At 34.2% G+C, this 18,548-nt stretch carries 19 protein-coding genes and 1 pseudogene; 3 read left to right on the forward strand and 17 right to left on the reverse strand.

Features of this window, described 5'->3' with window-relative positions; translation table 11 throughout:
• Nucleotides 1-2: 2 nt before the first annotated feature.
• Both AC4CVH_RS06285 and AC4CVH_RS06290 read right to left on the reverse strand, forming a co-directional pair.
• Nucleotides 3-308 carry a PTS sugar transporter subunit IIB gene (locus AC4CVH_RS06285; RefSeq protein ID WP_490786896.1) on the reverse strand — a complete coding sequence of 102 codons (306 nt, stop codon included), beginning with the start codon at nucleotides 306-308 and terminating at the stop codon, nucleotides 3-5.
• 45 nt (nucleotides 309-353) lie between these two features.
• Nucleotides 354-845, reverse strand: a complete 492-nt coding sequence (locus AC4CVH_RS06290; protein ID WP_490786897.1) for a PTS sugar transporter subunit IIA — start codon at nucleotides 843-845, stop codon at nucleotides 354-356.
• A 438-nt stretch (nucleotides 846-1,283) separates the two neighbouring features.
• Here AC4CVH_RS06290 and AC4CVH_RS06295 point away from each other — a divergent pair, with 438 nt between their 5' ends.
• Complete coding sequence (locus AC4CVH_RS06295; RefSeq protein WP_490786898.1) at nucleotides 1,284-4,280, forward strand: vitamin B12-dependent ribonucleotide reductase; 2,997 nt, start codon at nucleotides 1,284-1,286, stop codon at nucleotides 4,278-4,280.
• A gap of 250 nt (nucleotides 4,281-4,530) precedes the next feature.
• Here the strand turns inward: AC4CVH_RS06295 and AC4CVH_RS06300 are convergent, their stop codons facing one another.
• From AC4CVH_RS06300 to AC4CVH_RS06350, 11 genes and pseudogenes are all read right to left on the reverse strand, one after another.
• Complete coding sequence (locus tag AC4CVH_RS06300) at nucleotides 4,531-4,884, reverse strand: hypothetical protein (protein WP_490786899.1); 354 nt, start codon at nucleotides 4,882-4,884, stop codon at nucleotides 4,531-4,533.
• 79 nt (nucleotides 4,885-4,963) lie between these two features.
• Nucleotides 4,964-5,410, reverse strand: coding sequence for a DUF134 domain-containing protein (locus AC4CVH_RS06305; protein ID WP_490786900.1), 447 nt, complete (start codon nucleotides 5,408-5,410; stop codon nucleotides 4,964-4,966).
• A gap of 32 nt (nucleotides 5,411-5,442) precedes the next feature.
• Nucleotides 5,443-5,799, reverse strand: a complete 357-nt coding sequence (locus AC4CVH_RS06310; protein ID WP_490786901.1) for a C-GCAxxG-C-C family (seleno)protein — start codon at nucleotides 5,797-5,799, stop codon at nucleotides 5,443-5,445.
• A 45-nt stretch (nucleotides 5,800-5,844) separates the two neighbouring features.
• Entirely contained in the window at nucleotides 5,845-6,210 is a 366-nt protein-coding gene (locus tag AC4CVH_RS06315; protein WP_490786902.1) for a NifB/NifX family molybdenum-iron cluster-binding protein, read from the reverse strand.
• A 133-nt stretch (nucleotides 6,211-6,343) separates the two neighbouring features.
• Nucleotides 6,344-7,162 carry an SDR family oxidoreductase gene (locus AC4CVH_RS06320; protein WP_490786903.1) on the reverse strand — a complete coding sequence of 273 codons (819 nt, stop codon included), beginning with the start codon at nucleotides 7,160-7,162 and terminating at the stop codon, nucleotides 6,344-6,346.
• A 73-nt stretch (nucleotides 7,163-7,235) separates the two neighbouring features.
• The gene (locus AC4CVH_RS06325) at nucleotides 7,236-7,604 is read right to left on the reverse strand and encodes a PTS glucitol/sorbitol transporter subunit IIA (protein WP_490786904.1); all 369 of its coding nucleotides are present in this window, start codon (nucleotides 7,602-7,604) and stop codon (nucleotides 7,236-7,238) included.
• Nucleotides 7,605-7,638: 34 nt separating this feature from the next.
• Nucleotides 7,639-8,602 (reverse strand): annotated as a pseudogene (gene srlE / locus AC4CVH_RS06330) (PTS glucitol/sorbitol transporter subunit IIB).
• 26 nt (nucleotides 8,603-8,628) lie between these two features.
• Nucleotides 8,629-9,195, reverse strand: coding sequence for a PTS glucitol/sorbitol transporter subunit IIC (gene srlA / locus AC4CVH_RS06335; protein ID WP_490786930.1), 567 nt, complete (start codon nucleotides 9,193-9,195; stop codon nucleotides 8,629-8,631).
• A gap of 67 nt (nucleotides 9,196-9,262) precedes the next feature.
• Nucleotides 9,263-9,658 (reverse strand): transcriptional regulator GutM, encoded by a 396-nt coding sequence (locus AC4CVH_RS06340; protein ID WP_490786905.1) that lies wholly within the window; start codon nucleotides 9,656-9,658, stop codon nucleotides 9,263-9,265.
• Nucleotides 9,655-11,568 carry a BglG family transcription antiterminator gene (locus tag AC4CVH_RS06345; RefSeq protein ID WP_490786906.1) on the reverse strand — a complete coding sequence of 638 codons (1,914 nt, stop codon included), beginning with the start codon at nucleotides 11,566-11,568 and terminating at the stop codon, nucleotides 9,655-9,657. Before AC4CVH_RS06345 ends, AC4CVH_RS06340 begins: the two co-directional genes overlap by 4 nt.
• Nucleotides 11,569-11,966: 398 nt before the next feature.
• Complete coding sequence (locus tag AC4CVH_RS06350) at nucleotides 11,967-12,866, reverse strand: DMT family transporter (protein ID WP_490786931.1); 900 nt, start codon at nucleotides 12,864-12,866, stop codon at nucleotides 11,967-11,969.
• A gap of 300 nt (nucleotides 12,867-13,166) precedes the next feature.
• Between AC4CVH_RS06350 and AC4CVH_RS06355 the strand changes: the two genes are divergently transcribed.
• Together AC4CVH_RS06355 and AC4CVH_RS06360 are read left to right on the forward strand one after the other, a co-directional pair.
• Nucleotides 13,167-13,682: an Lrp/AsnC ligand binding domain-containing protein gene (locus AC4CVH_RS06355; RefSeq protein WP_490786907.1), complete on the forward strand. Its 516-nt coding sequence runs from the start codon at nucleotides 13,167-13,169 to the stop codon at nucleotides 13,680-13,682.
• Between the two features lie 78 nt (nucleotides 13,683-13,760).
• Nucleotides 13,761-13,967, forward strand: coding sequence for a DUF378 domain-containing protein (locus AC4CVH_RS06360; protein ID WP_490786908.1), 207 nt, complete (start codon nucleotides 13,761-13,763; stop codon nucleotides 13,965-13,967).
• A gap of 66 nt (nucleotides 13,968-14,033) precedes the next feature.
• On the opposite strand, the gene argH is transcribed toward AC4CVH_RS06360, so the two are convergent.
• From argH to AC4CVH_RS06380, 4 genes are all read right to left on the reverse strand, one after another.
• A complete protein-coding gene (argH, locus tag AC4CVH_RS06365; protein ID WP_490786909.1) occupies nucleotides 14,034-15,350 on the reverse strand; it encodes an argininosuccinate lyase in 1,317 nt (438 codons plus the stop codon).
• A 56-nt stretch (nucleotides 15,351-15,406) separates the two neighbouring features.
• Nucleotides 15,407-16,612 carry an argininosuccinate synthase gene (locus tag AC4CVH_RS06370; protein WP_490786910.1) on the reverse strand — a complete coding sequence of 402 codons (1,206 nt, stop codon included), beginning with the start codon at nucleotides 16,610-16,612 and terminating at the stop codon, nucleotides 15,407-15,409.
• A 278-nt stretch (nucleotides 16,613-16,890) separates the two neighbouring features.
• The gene (locus AC4CVH_RS06375; protein WP_490786911.1) at nucleotides 16,891-17,574 is read right to left on the reverse strand and encodes a beta/alpha barrel domain-containing protein; all 684 of its coding nucleotides are present in this window, start codon (nucleotides 17,572-17,574) and stop codon (nucleotides 16,891-16,893) included.
• A gap of 77 nt (nucleotides 17,575-17,651) precedes the next feature.
• Nucleotides 17,652-18,530: a homocysteine S-methyltransferase family protein gene (locus AC4CVH_RS06380; RefSeq protein ID WP_490786912.1), complete on the reverse strand. Its 879-nt coding sequence runs from the start codon at nucleotides 18,528-18,530 to the stop codon at nucleotides 17,652-17,654.
• Nucleotides 18,531-18,548 lie beyond the last annotated feature (18 nt).

Raw genomic sequence — 18,548 nt, forward strand, 5'->3', positions numbered from 1 at the left:
TATCATTTTGTCTCAAGTTTTTTTATTATATCTTCAAGCTGGTCAAAAACTGGCTGTGCCATCGCAGGAATTCTATATAATATAGGTCCGGCTTCAACTACAGGTATATTGATTTTAAAACCAACTTCAACTTTGGTTATAGGCGTAAAGATATCATACTTTGATATTAATTCTTCAGTTATGTCCTTTACCATGACTGCATCTGCCACAACCTGATGTCCTCTGTTTTTCATTTCCTGTTCTACTGCATCTTTGATTTGATGACTGGAATTTACACCAGCACCACAAGCAGCTAAAATTTTTATCATTTAAATCATCTCCACTTTATTTATTTTTTATTTAAAGGCAGCAATTCAATTATTGCCCACCTTTATTCCAGTTATAAAATCATATAATTCTCCCTCATCATTTATTTTCTCCAGCATGTCCATATTATTTTTATTAGTTATAAAATCCATAATATTTGATAATATATTCGTTTGAGCTTCGTTTTCATTGTTGACAATAATAAATAAATACTTTACTTTCAATTCTTGATCCGGAGATATCATATTTTTAAAACCTATCTCGTTTTTAATCTTCACAAAAACTATACACTTGTCACGGCAGTATTCTATTTCTGTATGCGGTATTGCAACATTATATTTTTGACCTTCAACCACACTCAAATCTATTCCTGTTGGATAATTTTTTTCTCTTTCTATAATTGCATCAACAAAGTTATCCTTTACAATCCTTTTCTGAATCAATTCTTTACCAATTATCTTAAAAAGCATTGTACTGTCCTCTGCATCCTTTATATAGATCAAATCTTTTCTGAACAAACCGGATATTTTATTAATCATCGTACATTACTCCTTTATACATTTATGTAGCATTTATGTTTACATTTATTTCATCTATATCTATATATTATATCCTTTATGTACATTTGTCAATATTTTATGTAATATTTATGTTTAAAATTGTATCATTTATGTTTGCTTATGGTTTATTACATATATTTATATCGATTTGTAATTTATTACATTTTATGATAGATTTACTTAAGAATACAATCTCTAAAACTTTATCAAATTCCAAATAAACCAACTATAACTGCAATTTTTACAGAATATCATACTTAATGTCATCTCCTGCAAATAATTTATATTTGAACAATGCTTATTTATAATTTATAATTAAGAAGTCTTGAAAATTATCAATATATAGTACATACATGTGTGTTCTGAATACTACATATTGTTCGGCTTAAATATTCAAAGATATAAGGAGGAAATCAATTGAACTCTATAAATGATATATTCAAAAGATATTACACAAAAGAGCTTGATAAAGATAAAGGCAAGACAGTGTATGATCTTTTCAAATGGAAAAAAGTTGATGTATTTTTGAAGGATTATAAAACAAACAGAGTACTTGTTGATATGAAGAATCTTGAATTTCCAGAGCACTATTCACAAAATGCCTGTGACATAATAGCCTCAAAATACTTCAGAAAAGCAGGAATTCCTGAAAAGCCCGGTTATGAAAACAGCATGAAGTCTGTTGCAAACAGACTGGTAAACTTCTGGTGCCAGGCTCTAAAAGATGAGGGACTTATAAAATCAGAAGATGCCGCTCAGATTTTCTATGATGAATCAGTATACGCTCTCCTTAAACAAATGTATGCGCCAAATTCGCCTCAATGGTTCAATACAGGACTTAAGCTCTCCTACGGCATAGGCGGTGCAAAACAGGGAACTTATTACTTTGACGAAATCAAAAACAAGGTCGTGGAATGCAGCGATAACTATACAAGAACCCAAGCTTCTGCATGTTTTATATTATCAATAGAAGACAAACTGCTTGGTGAGCATTCCATATCCGACCAATTCGTCACAGAAACAAAGCTCTTCAAGGGAGGTTCCGGTACGGGCAGCAATTTTTCATCCATACGAGCAAAAGGAGAAAAACTATCTGGCGGTGGAGCCTCCTCGGGACTTATGAGCTTTCTTAAAGCACTTGACAGAAATGCTGGTGCCATAAAATCAGGAGGAACAACAAGAAGAGCTGCAAAAATGGTATGTCTTGATGTCGACCATCCCGAAATAATGGATTTCATAATGTGGAAATCAAAAGAAGAAGACAAGGTGAGAGCACTTGGTAAAATGGGATACGACATGGATATGGACGGAGAAGCTTACGAAACTGTTTCAGGGCAAAACAGCAACAATTCAGTGAGATTTTCAGATGCTTTCATGAAAAAAGTCGACAACCTTAATACAAAACCAGATGAAAAAATAGAACTCAAAGGCAGGATCGATCCAAAAATCACAAATACGGAAAATGTAATGGAGATATGGAAAGCTTTCAATACCTCTGCATGGAAATGCGCCGATCCAGCACCACAGTTCTCAGATACCTTCAACGCCTGGCATACTTGCCCTGCTGGAGAAGACGGAAAGCTTGGTGCAGGCTACAATAAAATAAATTCCACAAACCCCTGCGGAGAATATGCCTTTTTAGATGATACCTCCTGCAATCTTGCTTCAATAAATATATACAAATTCTACAATTCGGATACAGGCCATTTTGACCTTGACGGCTATCTTCACATAATACACCTTGTACAGCTTATACTTGAAGCATCTATCCACTGGGGACAATTTCCTACAAAGGACATAGCAAGAAAAACATACTTGTTTAGAACCACCGGCCTCGGAATTTCAAATATAGCTTCTCTTTTAATGATTATGGGATACCCATATGATTCAAAAGAAGCAAGAACACTTGCAGCATCTCTTGTTGGAATACTTACAGGTGAATCCTACTATGTATCATCACTTATGTCAAAGGAGATAGGCCCTTTCAAAAAATTTGAGATGAATAAGCCTTATATGATGCGAGTAATGCGAAACCATCTTCGAGCTGCAGGTATCAATATCGAAAAGCTTACACAGGATGACAAGATCAATTATTCAAATGACTTTGAGAATCTAAACTATACTCCTGTAAAAGTAAACCACAAAATCCTAGCCGGAGAAAATCTCGAATATATAAGCATCCAGCTTAAAAAAAGTTTTTCAAACGCATTAAAAAGCGGAAACCAGTTCGGTTTCAGAAATGCACAAGTTTCAGTGCTTGCACCAACCGGAACAATATCTTTTGCAATGGACTGTGGGGCTACATCAATTGAACCTTTTTTCAGTCACACAGTATACAAGAAACTCTCCGGAGGAGGATTCATGACAATAACAAATCCAGTCATATCCGCCGCCTTGAAAAAACTTGGATACACAAAAGAACAAATAAACGACATAATGGACTATATACTGGAAAAAGAAAATGTAACGGAAGACGGATTTGCCTATGAAAAAATACTTGATGGTAAAATAGAAGGAGCTCCCCATTTAAAAGACAGGGATCTTGCAATATTTGATACATCAAACAAATGCGGAAGCGGAGAAAGATATATAGCACCAATGGGACATGTAAAGATGGTTGCTGCACTGACACCTCTTATATCCGGTGCAATATCAAAAACGGTAAATCTTCCTAAAGACGCCTCAGTAGAAGACTTCAAGAATGTTATCCTCTCATCCTGGAAACTCGGAGTAAAAGGCATAACTTTATATCGTGATTCTTCAAAAGCAGCACAGCCTTTGAACACAAGTCTTTCAGACACAGATAATATAAAACTTGAAGATCTCACTTACAAGCAGCTGTTAGACAAAGTATACAAACTTAAAAAAGGTGTAAAGTACTCAAAAAGAGAAAAACCGCTTGGAATACGCAGAGGAACTACACATCCTGCACAAATAGACGATGTTAAAATCTATACTACTGTAAACAGACGTCCAAATGGTGAAATATCAGAAATATATATAACTACGGACAGAGAAGGCACAATAATAACAGGACTCCTGAATTCACTTTCGAAATCAATCTCCGTAATGCTTCAATATCATGTTCCGCCACAGGATATTTCGAGAATGCTCAGAGGGCAAAAATATGAACCTTATGGATTTGTACAAAAACATCCTTATATAAAATATGTATCTTCAATTTCCGATCTTATAAGCAAAGTAATTGATATAGAACTTGGCGATTTTTCAAGATGCCAGGTAAAACCGGAAAACTACGATAAAAACACCATATCGAATTCTGAACAAAAAAACAAATCAGAAGGCGAAAGAATTTATGGTTCTACATGCCCTACATGCTCAAGTACTAGAATGATAAGAAACGGCACCTGCATGGTTTGCCTTGACTGCGGTTCCACTACAGGATGCAGCTAAAACACGAAAAAGACCATTTTCCAATCTGAAAATGGTCTTTTTTCATAACTTATTGTAAAAAAAAGCCTACATGGGGGAGCATGCGGCCAAATAGGGGATATTATTTAATGAAACTCTGTCTCATTACTAAATCAGAATAACATCAATTCATAAATATGTCAATATGAATTATTAAAAATAATGTTATTTTGCATACAATTTTGTCATATGGCATATAAAATTATATGTTTTTGTGACACAAAAGTAATAATTATTTTTTATTTTTCCTAGCTCTATTAGGTTTTGCCTTAGGTCTTATTTTTATGTCTTTTTTTGCTTTTCTTCCATCATACATATTATCATTATGAAGATCAAGGAACCATAAAAATAAAATAATGAAAATGGCAGTGCCCGTATACTGCAGTACATAAAAACCTATACCTTTCTGCAGTTTAAGTGCCTCACTTGTGACACTCGGCAGGAAAAACGCAATTACGGAAAGTGCAAGAATTATCTTTCTATTTGGATGTAATTTCGAAAGAACTCTTTTTTTAAGAAATCCATATACAAATATAAATATAACTCCTATGAAAATCAACTGAAATATTAAAGTCTTCCAGAACACTAAGATTCCCCCTCAAAAATTATAATTTTACCATTATAATTTTATCCCATTAGTAAAGATTATTCAAATCCAATGCACACTATATGTTTTTCTCCAATTTACACCACTTTCCACAAAGTCCCGCTTTTTTGTTGCAGACAACCCTTGCAGATCCACAATTAGGACATGTTTGTCTGTCCTTTTCTTTCTTTATTTCATATATACTTCCACAATCAAAACACCTGAACTTACAAAATACAGGCCTGTAATTTCCCCCGCTTATCCTTATAGAATTTCCTTCCATCAAAGCAAAAGCTACTTTTTTTCTTGCTGTATCTATGATGTTCTGAAACGTCTGTCTTGAGACCTGCATTTTTCGAGCACATTGTTCCTGGCTCAGGTCTTCTATATCCTTCAATCTCATTGCCTCAAGTTCCTCAAGCTTTAAACCAGTTTCACTCATTTCGCATTTAGGTTTTCCCAAAGGAACAAAACAAGTGTACCTTGGAAAAAATTCCACTCTTCTAAACTTCACCGGTCTGGACACTTTAAATTCCTCCATGTATTCATATAACAAGATTATAAAAATTCTTTTAACATATTGTAACTGTACTCTATTATTTCATTACAAGATACATCTTTTCTCTTAAGCTCCATACATTGAAAAGTTTCATACTTTTCCCTGACTTTATCCATTAGTTCCCTGGTGACTTGTTTAGTGCCATTTACATTTTCGCTGGATTCTCTTCCTTTCAATGCACCTATAGCCATAAGTGCACCTGTAACAGCTCCACAGGTTGATCCAACTGTCATCCCTGATCCAAAAGGACTTGCCATAGAAACTGGAATATCCAGACCCTTTTCCTCATTTAAAGCCTTCAGAATAGATTCTGCACAATTGTATCCTTCTTTATGAAATTCCACTGCTCTGTTCATTTTATATCCACCTCAAACTTTATTTATCATAATAACTCTATTATATCACTTATTGTGACATCCATGTTCATGCTGGTGGCAACACTCACCTGAATCTACAAGATTACCTGCAATCCATTTTTCTGCCACATCTTTTACATCTCCAGAGCACCCTCTAAGAACCTCTATCCCTGAATTATTAAGTACTTGAACTGCACCTTCACCCATATTCCCTGCAAGCATAACCTTCACACCTTTGTCAGCAAGGACGGAGGCAATATTGGACTTACAGCCGCAGCCCTCCGGTGATGCAACAGTTTCCGAGCTAAATATCTTTCCCTCTTTTGAATCCACCTCAAATAAAGTAAAATATTCACAGTTTCCAAAATGATCATCAATTTTATTATTACGTGACGGTAATGCAATCTTCATAAAAAGACCTCCTACAATTCAAATAAAGTAGCATATGTGAAAAATAGTTATTAGCATATGCCCCATATATAATATAATACATATAAATGGCATATGTCAATAACTATTGCATTAATTTAAATTTTTATACTTTCTAGCCTCTTGTTTTTCCACCAGCTATATTATACGTTACACCATGTATATAACTTGCTCTGTCGGATGCCAGATAGCATACAAGATCTGCCACTTCTGAAAGTTTTCCTGATCTTCCAAGTGGTGTAGTTGAAGTTTTGCTATACCCTGCTCTGAGATCTTCTACTGTAATTCCTCTAGTATATGAAAGTGCAGTTTCATATTGTATCGTCCTCAAACCAGTTGCCTCAAGAATACCAGGCGCAACTCCAACAACTCTTATTCCCTTTTTGCCGAGTTCTTTTGACCAGGATCTTGTAAATGAATTTACTGCATTTTTTGTAGCCGCATAAATACTCTGTCCTTCAGAGCCTTCAAGCCCGCTCTCTGAAGACATGTTTATTATAACTCCAGAGCCTGCCTTTAGCATTTCACGTGCAGCTTCCTGTGCGCACAAAAATACGCCTTTTTCATTTACACCGACTACTTTCTCAAAAACAGCCTCATCCAGTTCATACTGGCCATTGGGTTCAGCTGGATCAACCAATAATCTTGGAATGTTGATTCCTGCATTATTAATCAGAATATCTATTTTTCCAAAAGAACTTTTGGCTTTCTGTACCATCTGCTTTACACTTTTCGAACTCGTTACGTCAGTTTGAACATATAATACTTTTCCATTATTGCCTTCAATTTTGAACGCAGGTGTTTTATCACTTACATCTGCGACAACAACATTACTTCCATTCCTTAAAAATTCCTCGCATACAGCCTTTCCTATTCCTGAAGCTCCCCCTGTAACAATTACAGTTTTCCCTTCAAGTTCAAGCCATGACTTCATACTCTTCTGCCTCCAATACAATAATTATAATTGACCATATTTTTGTTTAAGGTTATACTTTTACTATACAAATTTAATTTCTAATTATTTTTATATTTGTGCCTTTTTCAATAGGCACTATTTTTTTATCTTCTAAGAATAATGTTCCCGGAATAGTTGCCTCACAAGCTCCGTTAAACTTAAAAGTTATATGTCCAAGCTGCTTCAGATTCTGACCTACAAGACTTCCCACAGCAGTTACCTTATATGAAGTATTATCTATATATAATACATCTCCTGGTTTTATATCATCTGTCAAATTATTTTCACTATGAACATAGCAGTAATCCGCAAGTTCCAAAGGTACATTTTCTTTAAATACTATAAACATATTATTTTCTAAAAAATCATTTGCTCTACTTCCTATACTAGTTATCTGCGTATTATATACTACTTTCATCATTAAAAATCCTCTCTATTTCCCCTGTATATGCTAACTATTTATTGTAAAGACCAAAACTTGCAAGCCATGCAATAACTACAGTAGGTGCTCCTGTTAAAAATCTTGAATAAAGTACGGATGGCACTCCAACCTGCACCGTTTCCGGCTCTGCTTCCGCAAGTCCAAGTCCTACAGGTATAAAATCGCAGGCTGCCTGGGAATTAATTGCAAATACAGCTGGCAAAGCAAGACTTGGAGCTATATTTCCTTTTCCTATTTCCACTCCTATAAGAACACCGACTATTTGTGCTATTACCGCACCAGGTCCTAAAAATGGCGAAATAAGTGGAAAAGAACATATAAGAGACAATATTACAAGTCCGAATATATTACCTGCAAGTGGTGACAATAGATGTGCAAACCAGTTTCCTATGCCTGATGCATTTATAATTCCTATTAATGCTGCAACAAACGCCATAAAAGGAAGTATTGTATGGATAACTGTATCTATTGTATCTCTTCCTGCTTGGAAAAACATTGATGTTATCTTTCCAATAGCTATTCCAACTTTCGCAAGGATACCTCCACTCTGTTGACTTATTTTCTTATTAACATCATAACCCATTTTACTTTCCCCCATAAATATTGTATTATATCTTTTTTACATTTTTAGATTTAACATCTGATACATATATATCTTCTTTCATAAACTGTGCAAGCGGACCACTCTTGCCCGTTGACATTATATTGACTGTAGGTATTTTCTTTTGAGGATAAATACCACATCTCAGAGTACCTCCACAATTTATAACTACACAGGCAGTTTCACTGTCTCTTACTCCATGGGTAAACCCGTCTATCAATTCACAACCTGTAAGCTTTGCAATTGTTTCAGCCACTTCAGGTTTTGCACCGCCTGTAACATATACTACTTTATTTTTAACATCGTCAGGTGAAACTATTACAGGACCTCCCCATCCCCCTGAACCTCTCGTTATTTTTACTTTGCTATAACTCATTTCCATTACCTCCCAATAATTTAATTCTACATTTCTGCAGCATGATTTATATCAAGTTCTCTTTTAAGCTGTACTCCCTGCTGTTTTTCCACAATTGATGTCGTAAAGTCAGTAATCCATCCTCTAAAAAAGTTTGTAATCAAACCCACTAAAAAGTATCTAACTGCAAGATCCCCTGTTGACAGGCCTAATTTTGTAATTCCATTTGCAATTCCCAAGAACACAAAAAGCTCTGATGGATCGACATGTGGGAAAAGGCCATTCATCGTATGACACGAAAAACTTGCAGCTGCATAATAACTAGGTTTATATTTTTCAGGTAAAAATTTACCCAAAGACAGTGTCATAGGATTTGTGAATATAAACGTACCCACAAACGGTAGTACAAGATATCTCAGAAATGCATTTGAAGAAGACTTTTTTGCAAATCTTTCAACTCTCTCAGTTCCAATAAGCTTTATAATAGCATTCATTACAACCAGTAGTGCTACAAGTAATGGTACTATTCCTGTAACAAAACTTACAAATTGATTTCCTCCAGCTTTAAACAATTCCATAAACCTGTTTGCTAAATCAGAAACAACATTTAAAATCTCCAATTAATAAAACCCTCCATTCAAAATTTTCTTAATTAATATAATATTAAGTCAATTATTTCTATTAAACACCCTCTTTCGCATCACCACCTTTAAATGTATTGTAATTATTAACAGCATCTAAAATTGCATATCTTATATACTTGTTGTAATCTCCTAGAATGTTTTGGGTTATGTCACCTAGATTGATACCTTCAAGTCCATTAAAGCTCTTGAATCTGGCGAATACCGATACCCCGTGCATTTTTACTGAATGGAGTATATTTCCTCTATCATCTATCAAAAACATAACCACCGTTCCTGCCTGTAAATATCCACGTTTCTTTCCTATTGCAACTCTTCCTTTTCTCCGAAGTCTAGAATAATTTTTATTGAAATCTTTAATTTGTATCATTCCAAATATAAAATTAAGTATCCACATTATAATACCGAGAACTATAAGCAATATTACTTCATTCATAAATTTACCTCCTCCAACAAAATTTTTTTGAAGTCTTCATAACTTTTTGACATTGATAGTTTGTCTACTATTTTCCTGTTTTGACCTATTCTTAAAATCTCCTCATAAGCTTTGATCAAAATATCGGAATCTACTTTATCCTTCGGTGGAATTATCAGAAGTATGATTATCTTGACTTTTCTTTTATCATATAAAATAGGCTTATTTAAAACTCCCACAGCCATATATAGTCTGCTTGCCTTCTTATCAACTGCATGAGGCATAGCAATGTAATTTCCTAAAATTGTAGGCGATTTCAATTCTCTCATTATGACAAGTTCCTTGAAACTTTCATCTATATCCGGTGCCTGAGAAATCCCTGTCAGCATGCTGCTCAGACATTCAAAGTAATCGGTATCGTATAGAAGGAAAAAAAATTGCGGTTGTATTATTATGCTTAATATTGACATACTATTCTCAACATATTTAACATTACATTTTTTTAAATTTATTATTTTCTTGAGTTCCTTTTTTAAAATATTCTCGTTAAAAACTGCATTCACTTTTATTACAGGACACCTCGTCACAACATTCAAATTAACAGTTGTGAATATCACATCATAGCTTTCAAGTACACTGTCATTTATATCCGAATCAGAAAATGTATCTATAACTATACTTTTATCAGAAAACATCTTATTTAATTTTATTTTTAGAAGTTGCGCTGTTCCAAGCCCTGTCCCGCAAACAAGTGCAACCTTTTCAATATCACCTGAACTGTTTTCTTTCTGCTCTATATAGCTTTGAAAATACAGAGCTATATAAGCCATTTCATTTTGATCCGCAGTAAGATTGTAATTTTGTTTTATGATCTTTGCAGACAACTTTGCCATCTCATACGAAAGAGGATAATTTCTTTTTATGTCATCCAAAAGTACATTTTTTATTCCTATATTGAAGGTGAGCCTATTCAGCATAAAATTAAGATGGTATTCAAAGTTTTTTACTATTTCGTTTTCAATATCCATATGAAGTCCAAAATTATCATTTACCTCGTATATTATCTGTGATACAAGCTCCTTTATGTTGGATGCCACCTTTAAATTTGTTATATCCACAGGTGCCTCTCTTCCAAGCAAAGGCAAAGTTAGAAAAACAGTTTCATAGGTATTCATCTTATATTGGGAAACTTCCTCGACCACATTGCTAATCTTCTCTGCTATCTTGTATTCTCTACTATTTAGAATATCAAAATACTTTCTATCCACATTATCTATGAATTTGCCCTGACTTATCCTGTAAATAGAAACCAAAACATACATCATACTCTTGTTTACAGTCTCATCTGTAACATTAAAGTGATTTTCATTGAAGATGGAAATTAGTTTATTTTGAATTTCATTATAAAATTCATCGTCATAATTGCTGCAATAACTTTTAATCAAATGGTTCAAAATGAGAAACCTTATGTTTAACTCACTTCCCACAAGCTTTATACCACTATTCTGCCTACCCATTATCTTTATGCTATAAGTCTTCAATATTGATTTTAATTTCTTTAAGTCATTTACAAGAGTTGTTCTGCCTATCCTGATTTTATATGCAATTTCATCTATAGTTATAAAATCCTCACATTTCAAGAGAAATTCCATGATATACAAAATACGATCCTCTGAAGTATTCAGCATTGAAAATTTATAATTTTCTTTTCTATAATTTTTCATAAGACTTTCAAACTGTAACTTGTCTTTAATAATCAGATGATAACCTGCTTTCTTTACTTTTACAATTTCGGCAATATCACCTCCAATTATTTCATTTATACTCTTGACATAATTCTGTATAGTCCTTGTACTTACATTCATAAAACCAGCAAGTTCTTCAATATTACTAAACAATTTTTCATCAAGCCTTGACAAAAGTTTAAACAATCGACTATCAATAGGCGCTAAACACATTTTAAACTCAACTCACTTATCCTCGTTGTTTTTATTATATTATATAATCCCTTATAAATTAATGCATACTTTTTCGCAGACCTTGTGAAAAAATGTGTACTAATAATTCATATAAAAAAAAAGACACCCTATCAAAATGCCTACACATGAAACGCCGAAGGCACAAAAATCTTCCACATTCCATTCTGTCCAGTTATCTGAATTATAGGAAACATACTACTTTTTGTTTTGAATTGTGCCAACATGTAAAAACCTTCAATACTTAATAAACTTAAATTGTATATTTAGTTTTCAGGAAGGAATTTATATTCTTTTTATAATAACTTGTCAATGTATAAAAGCAGAGTATTTCAAACTCTGCTTAAGCATATTCAAGAACCCAGAACTGTTTTTCTGCCATTCCTGCCTTTGAAAATATCAAGTTGTGATAAAATTGCACCTGAAAGCATAAGAAAACATCCCAAAAACTGCTTTGCCCCCATACTTTCTCCAAGTATCAAAAATCCTCCTAATGCTGCAAACACAGTTTCCATGCTCATTATGATAGAAGCACAGGATGGATCTGCATTTTTCTGACCAAGTATCTGAAATGTATAGGCAACACCAACAGACATTACTCCACCATACAATATAGGACCCCATGCAGAAAATATGCTTGAAATATGTATTGTTTCCAGCGGCAAAGCTACTGCAAAGCTAAATCCCGAACATACAACAAACTGATAAAATGCAAGCTTTATAGGATCTACTTTCTTTGAGAAATAATCTATCAAAAGTATCTGAACTGCAAACAAAAATGCAGATACAAGTTCAAGAAAATCACTATGGGAAATGCCTGTCCCACTTTTTACACACAGAAGGTATAATCCAATCAAAGCTGTTACTGCCCCAATCCATGAATTTATTTTTATGCGTCTTCCCATAAATAATCCGAATATGGGAACAATAACTATATACAATCCTGTTATAAATGCAGCTTTTCCAGCTGTAGTTCCCTGAAGCCCAATCTGCTGAAAAGATGATGCAAGAAAAAGAAAAATTCCACATATGAATCCCGGCATAAAAGCTCCCTTTACTCTCATGTCGTTTCCATTCTTTCTAAGTACAAAAATAACAGGCAGAAGTGAAACCCCTCCAAGTATAAATCTCACTGCATTAAAGGTGAATGGTCCAACAAACTCCATTCCAACTACCTGGGCTATAAATGCAAATCCCCATATTGCTGCACAAACTATCAAAAAAATATTGGATCTTGTTGTTTTCAATTGTATTCCTCCCAAGAGATATTATATGCTGTCATATTTACATTATCTATTTTATCATGAATAAAATATGTATATTTTTTAAACTTAAAAAATATTTTCTACAATAACGTTTTTTATTGCCGATTTAATTAATCTTTTTGTTATAATATATAATAATGGTTTAAGTATATATTAAAATACGTTAAAATATAAGTAAGTTTATCGTAATAAATTTTTATTGTATTCCTTTTTTAAGGAAATTACTGCTAAATCAGCTAAAAAAAGTAGTCTTGATCGATTTATATTACATATAAGGAGTGTTTTCATATGAATTCAAATTTAAAAATTAATGGACTTGATGATCTAGATATTCAAATTCTGGATATAATGATTAAGGACTCAAGAACTCCTTTTCTTGAAATAGCCCGACAATGCCACGTAAGTGGAGGAACTATACATGTCAGAATGAAAAAAATGGCTGACATGAACATAATAAAAGGAACAAAACTTATAATAGACAATTCAAAACTAGGATACGATGTATGCTGCTTTGTAGGGATTTATCTTGACAGAGCAAGAGACTTCAACGAAGTTCTAGAAGAAATGAAAGCAATAAGAGAAATTGTTGAGCTTCATTATACCACTGGAGAATATTCGATATTTGTAAAAGTATTATGTAAAAACATTGCAGATCTTCAAAATCTTCTAATGAATAAAATACAGGCAATAGACGGAATTGAAAGAACAAATACCTTCATATCATTATATCAGCCAATAGACAGAAGCATCCAGATAGATCTTGGAGATAAACGAAAAGGCAAGGACTCCGCAAAATCAAAATAAATTAACAACTTTGGATTTATAATTCACCCTCATATTACACATACTATATTTAACAAATAAAAAAGGAGATGCAGCTTAATGAAAACATTGGATGCTACAGCCTTGATATTGGTTATCATAGGTGCAATAAATTGGGGGCTTATTGGGTTCTTCAGATATGACCTGATAGCTTCACTATTCGGTACCATGTCTGTTGTAACCAGAGTTTTATATGCACTTGTCGGAATTTGCGGAATATATGCAATATCATTTTTAGGCAAGAACAGGGAAACTTCTGAAGAATAAGCATAAAAACTTATAAAAAATTACAGGAAGTCCAGCAGGATTCTCCTGTAATTTTTATTTTGGATATCATTTCAAATTTTTCTTTATCCCTCTATCAAGCGAATTTTTATAATCTATAAAATCATATACGTCATCTTCAAACAAATCGCTGAACTTTTTCAATTCTTCAACTGAAAGATCCTCTATAGGTTTTACTTTCTGTTCACAATAAAGAACTATTTCACCTATAATCCTATGAGCATCCCTAAATGCCATACCTTTTCCTACAAGATAATCTGCGGCCTCGGTTGCATTTAAAAACCCGGTTTTAACGGCATTCAGCATTTTATCTTTATTTACTTTCAAAGTTTCAAGCATGCCTCCCATTATCTTGGCACAGCTTAACACCGTTTCTGAAGCATCAAAGAACCTTTCCTTGTCTTCCTGCATATCTTTGTTATATGCAAGTGGTATACCTTTCATTATGGTAAGAATAGCAGTAAGGTCACCATAAACTCTTCCTGTTTTTCCCCTTATAAGTTCAGCCGCATCCGGATTTTTCTTTTGCGGCATTATACTGCTTCCTGTTGAAAATTCATCGTCTATTGTCACAAATCCGAATTCCTTGCTGCTCCACAATATAAGCTCTTCGCTCAATCTGCTGAAATGCATCATCACTATTGAAAAACACGATATAAGTTCAATTACATAGTCCCTGTCACTCACGCCATCCAAAAAGTTTTCAACAGGTTTTTTAAAGCCAAGCTCCTCTGCAGTAAAGTTTCTGTCTATATCATAAGTCGTTCCTGCAAGTGCACAACAGCCAAGGGGGCTTTCATCAAGTATTTCCCGGGCATTTTGTATTCTTTTTCCATCCCTTTCAAACATGTTCCAATAAGCCATCATATGATGCTTGAAGGTCACAACCTGCGCTCTCTGAAGATGAGTATATCCCGGCATTATAAAATTATTTTCCTCTGCAAGTTTTTTTACCACAGCCTGAAGTTTTTTAATTTCTGACTCAATCTCACCGGACATTTTCTTTGAGTAAAGCCTGAAATCCAACGCAACCTGATCATTTCTGCTTCTTGCCGTATGCAGCTTTTTACCAACTTGCCCAACCCTCTCTATAAGGTTGCTCTCTACAAAACTGTGTATGTCTTCATAATCGCCTTCAATTCGAAGCTTGCCACTCTCAATATCTGAAAGTATAGATTCCAATCCAGAAAGTATGTCATCTCTTTCAGGCTTTGAAAGTATACTGCATTCGGCAAGCATTTTTACATGTGCCATGCTTCCTTCTATATCTTCCCTGTACAATACCTTGTCAAAGCTCAAGGAACTATTGAAATCCTCCATTAACTTGTTTTCAGATTTTTTGAATCTTCCACCCCATAACTTCATACAATTTCTTCCCTTTCCAAATATTACTCCACCTTAAAAGGTGGAGTAATGTTTTCTTATTTTCCAGATTCTTTATCCGCCATTGCCTTTATTTTGCTTGGAAGACTGAATACTTTTATAAATCCGCCTGCATCCTTGTGGCTGTAAAGCTCACTTGCACCAAAAGATGATACATCTTCATCATACAATGCGCTTTCAGCTTCTATTCCTGCATTTATTAAACTTCCCTTGTATATCTTAAGTTTAACACTACCTGTAACATTCTTCTGTGTCACATCTACAAAAGCATCCAGTGCCTCCCTAAGCGGACTGAACCAAAGCCCGTCATATACAAGTTCAGCATACTTGTTGGATACAAGCTGCTTATAATGATATGTGTTTTTATCGATAGTAAGTCTTTCAAGGCATCTATGTGCTGCATAAAGTATAGTTCCACCAGGTGTTTCATATACACCCCTTGATTTCATTCCAACAAGTCTGTTTTCAACTATATCAATTACACCTACTCCATTTCTTCCACCTATTTTGTTAAGTTCACTCAAAAGATCCAAAGGCGACATTTCTTTGCCGTTTATCTTTTGTGGAACCCCTTTATTAAAATATATTTCAACATATTCAGCCTTATCTTGTGCCTTTTCCATAGGTGTAATCATGGAATACATTTCTCTTTTATGTTCATTCTTAGGATCTTCAAGATCCCCTCCCTCATGGCTTACGTGCCATATATTCTTATCTTCGGAATATATTTTCTTCTTTGTAGCAGTAACTTCAACACCTTTTTCATGTGCGTAATCTATTGCATCTTCCCTTGATTTTATATCCCATATTCTCCAAGGTGCAATTATTTCTATGGAAGGATCAAAACATGCTATCCCCACTTCGAAACGCACCTGGTCATTTCCTTTTCCTGTACAGCCGTGTGCTATATATTTTGCTCCTTCTTTATGTGCAATCTCTACAAGTTTCTTAGACATAAGAGGTCTAGCAAGAGATGTTCCAAGCATATATTCATCTTCATAGAGAAGGTGTGCTTTTACAGCCTTGAATATATAATCTTTTACAAATTCATCTTTTAAGTCTTCTACATATGCTTTGGATGCTCCTGTTCTTAAAGCCTTCTCTTTTATGGCATTAAAATCATCTTCCTGTCCAACGTCCATACAAACAGCTACAACATCCAAATCGTAGTTTTCTTTAAGCCAGGGAATTATAATTGAAGTATCCAATCCTCCTGAATATGCTAGTACAACTTTATCTTTCATAAACCAAGACCCCCATCTGAGTATTTTATATAAATATTTTTTGTTTTCAAAAATAAACTATATTATAATTATACATACATTATTATAATTATGCAATATTTTTTTCTGTATTGGTAGAAATAATTTTATGTATTCTTCTTCAAAATCGTTTTCATACGGTGTATAAACACTGTTTTTTTAATATTGAGCTTTAAAGTATCATTTTGATATTTTATGCATAATTATAAACCAGTAGATATTCTCCACCGGTTCAAGATAAAAAATTTTAAAATTAAAATTTACATATTTCTATACTTAAACATAGTTTCTTTGAACAACTCAGCTGTAGAGGGCGGTGTATATGAAATTGCATTTGCACCGGATTTTATAGTTTCAATTATACTCTCGTCACTTCTGCCTCCAGTAGCCATTATAGGAAAATTTGGAAACTTATTTCTTATATTCTTTACAAGCGAAGTCGTTTTTGATCCTGCAGATACATTTAAAATAGACGTTCCCGCCTCTATCCTGCTCTTTATATCGTCTTTCTCCGAAACTACAGTTACAATGACAGGTATGTCTATAGTGCTGCTTATAGCTTCAACAACATCATTTGGAGTCGGACTATTTACAACTACACCCATGGCCCCTGTAAATTCAGCGTTAAGCGCTAAGTTTATCACTCTTTTTCCCGTAGTGAGTCCACCTCCGACGCCGCAAAAGATAGGAACATCGGATGCTGCAACAAGAGCCTCTGTTATAACAGATTGTGGAGTAAAAGGGTACACCGCAAAAACCGCATCTGCATCTATATTTTTAATTACTGCAATGTCCGTTGTAAATGCAAAGGACTTTATCCTCTTTCCAAAAACTTTAATTCCAGTTGCCTCTCTTATCACACTTGGAACGTGTATCATGTGACCCCTAAGCGTTCCATTTATCTGAGGTATGTACTTATTTAACTTTCCATTAACTCTTTCCATGATTTTTTCTCCTAAAGACAATCAAAATTATTTTCTAACTATATTCTATATTAATTGATTGAATTATTCCATACAAATCAAAAAGAATTTTCTATTTCGGCCCGCATGGTCTTGATAAATTTCGGATTTGTACCACAGCAGCCTCCCAGCATTTTCACACCACTTTGGGCCATAATTTTCATATAACGTGAAAACTCGTGTGGGCAAATGTCATAATAAGCTCTATTTCCATCATATCTTGGAAGCCCGGCATTAGGCTGTACCATTACCGGTGTAGATGAATATTTCAAGATTTCATCTACTATTTTTTTAATCTTTTTTGGGCCTGAACAACAATTTACACCAATAACATCAGCCCCAAGACTTTCAAGCGTAAACACCATGGTTTGAGGATCCGTTCCAGAACGTGTAATTCCATCTTCTTGAAAAGTCATTGTACAAAATACCGGAATAGAACTGTTTTCTCTGGCTGCAAGTACCGCTGCCTTCATCTCGCATATGTCCATCATAGTTTCAATCAGTATAAAATCTACGCCTTCCCTTTCTCCAACAAGAACCTGTTTTTTAAACAAGTTGTATGCAGTTTCAAAGCTCAAATCTCCAAAAGGTTCCATAGCCTCTCCTATAGGTCCGATATCAAGTGCCACAAACTTGTCATCCTTTCCACTGACCGCAGACATGGCAATCTCTATGCCTTTTTCAAGAACTTCCTCTTGAGAATATCCAAGATATCTGCATCTTAATTCACTTGTTCCAAATGTATTTGTGGTTATTATATCCGCTCCTGCCTCAAGATATGCCTCATGTATCTTTTTTATCTTCTCTCCACTGGTTATATTCAAGATCTCCGGAGGTTCTCCCTTCTTCAATCCATATTTTTGAAGCATGGTTCCCATAGCTCCATCAAAGAAAATAAATCTGTCCTTAAATTTATCCATAAACTCCTCAAAAATCATTCAATCCACCCTCTTTTA

The organism is Clostridium pabulibutyricum, assembly GCF_058242705.1.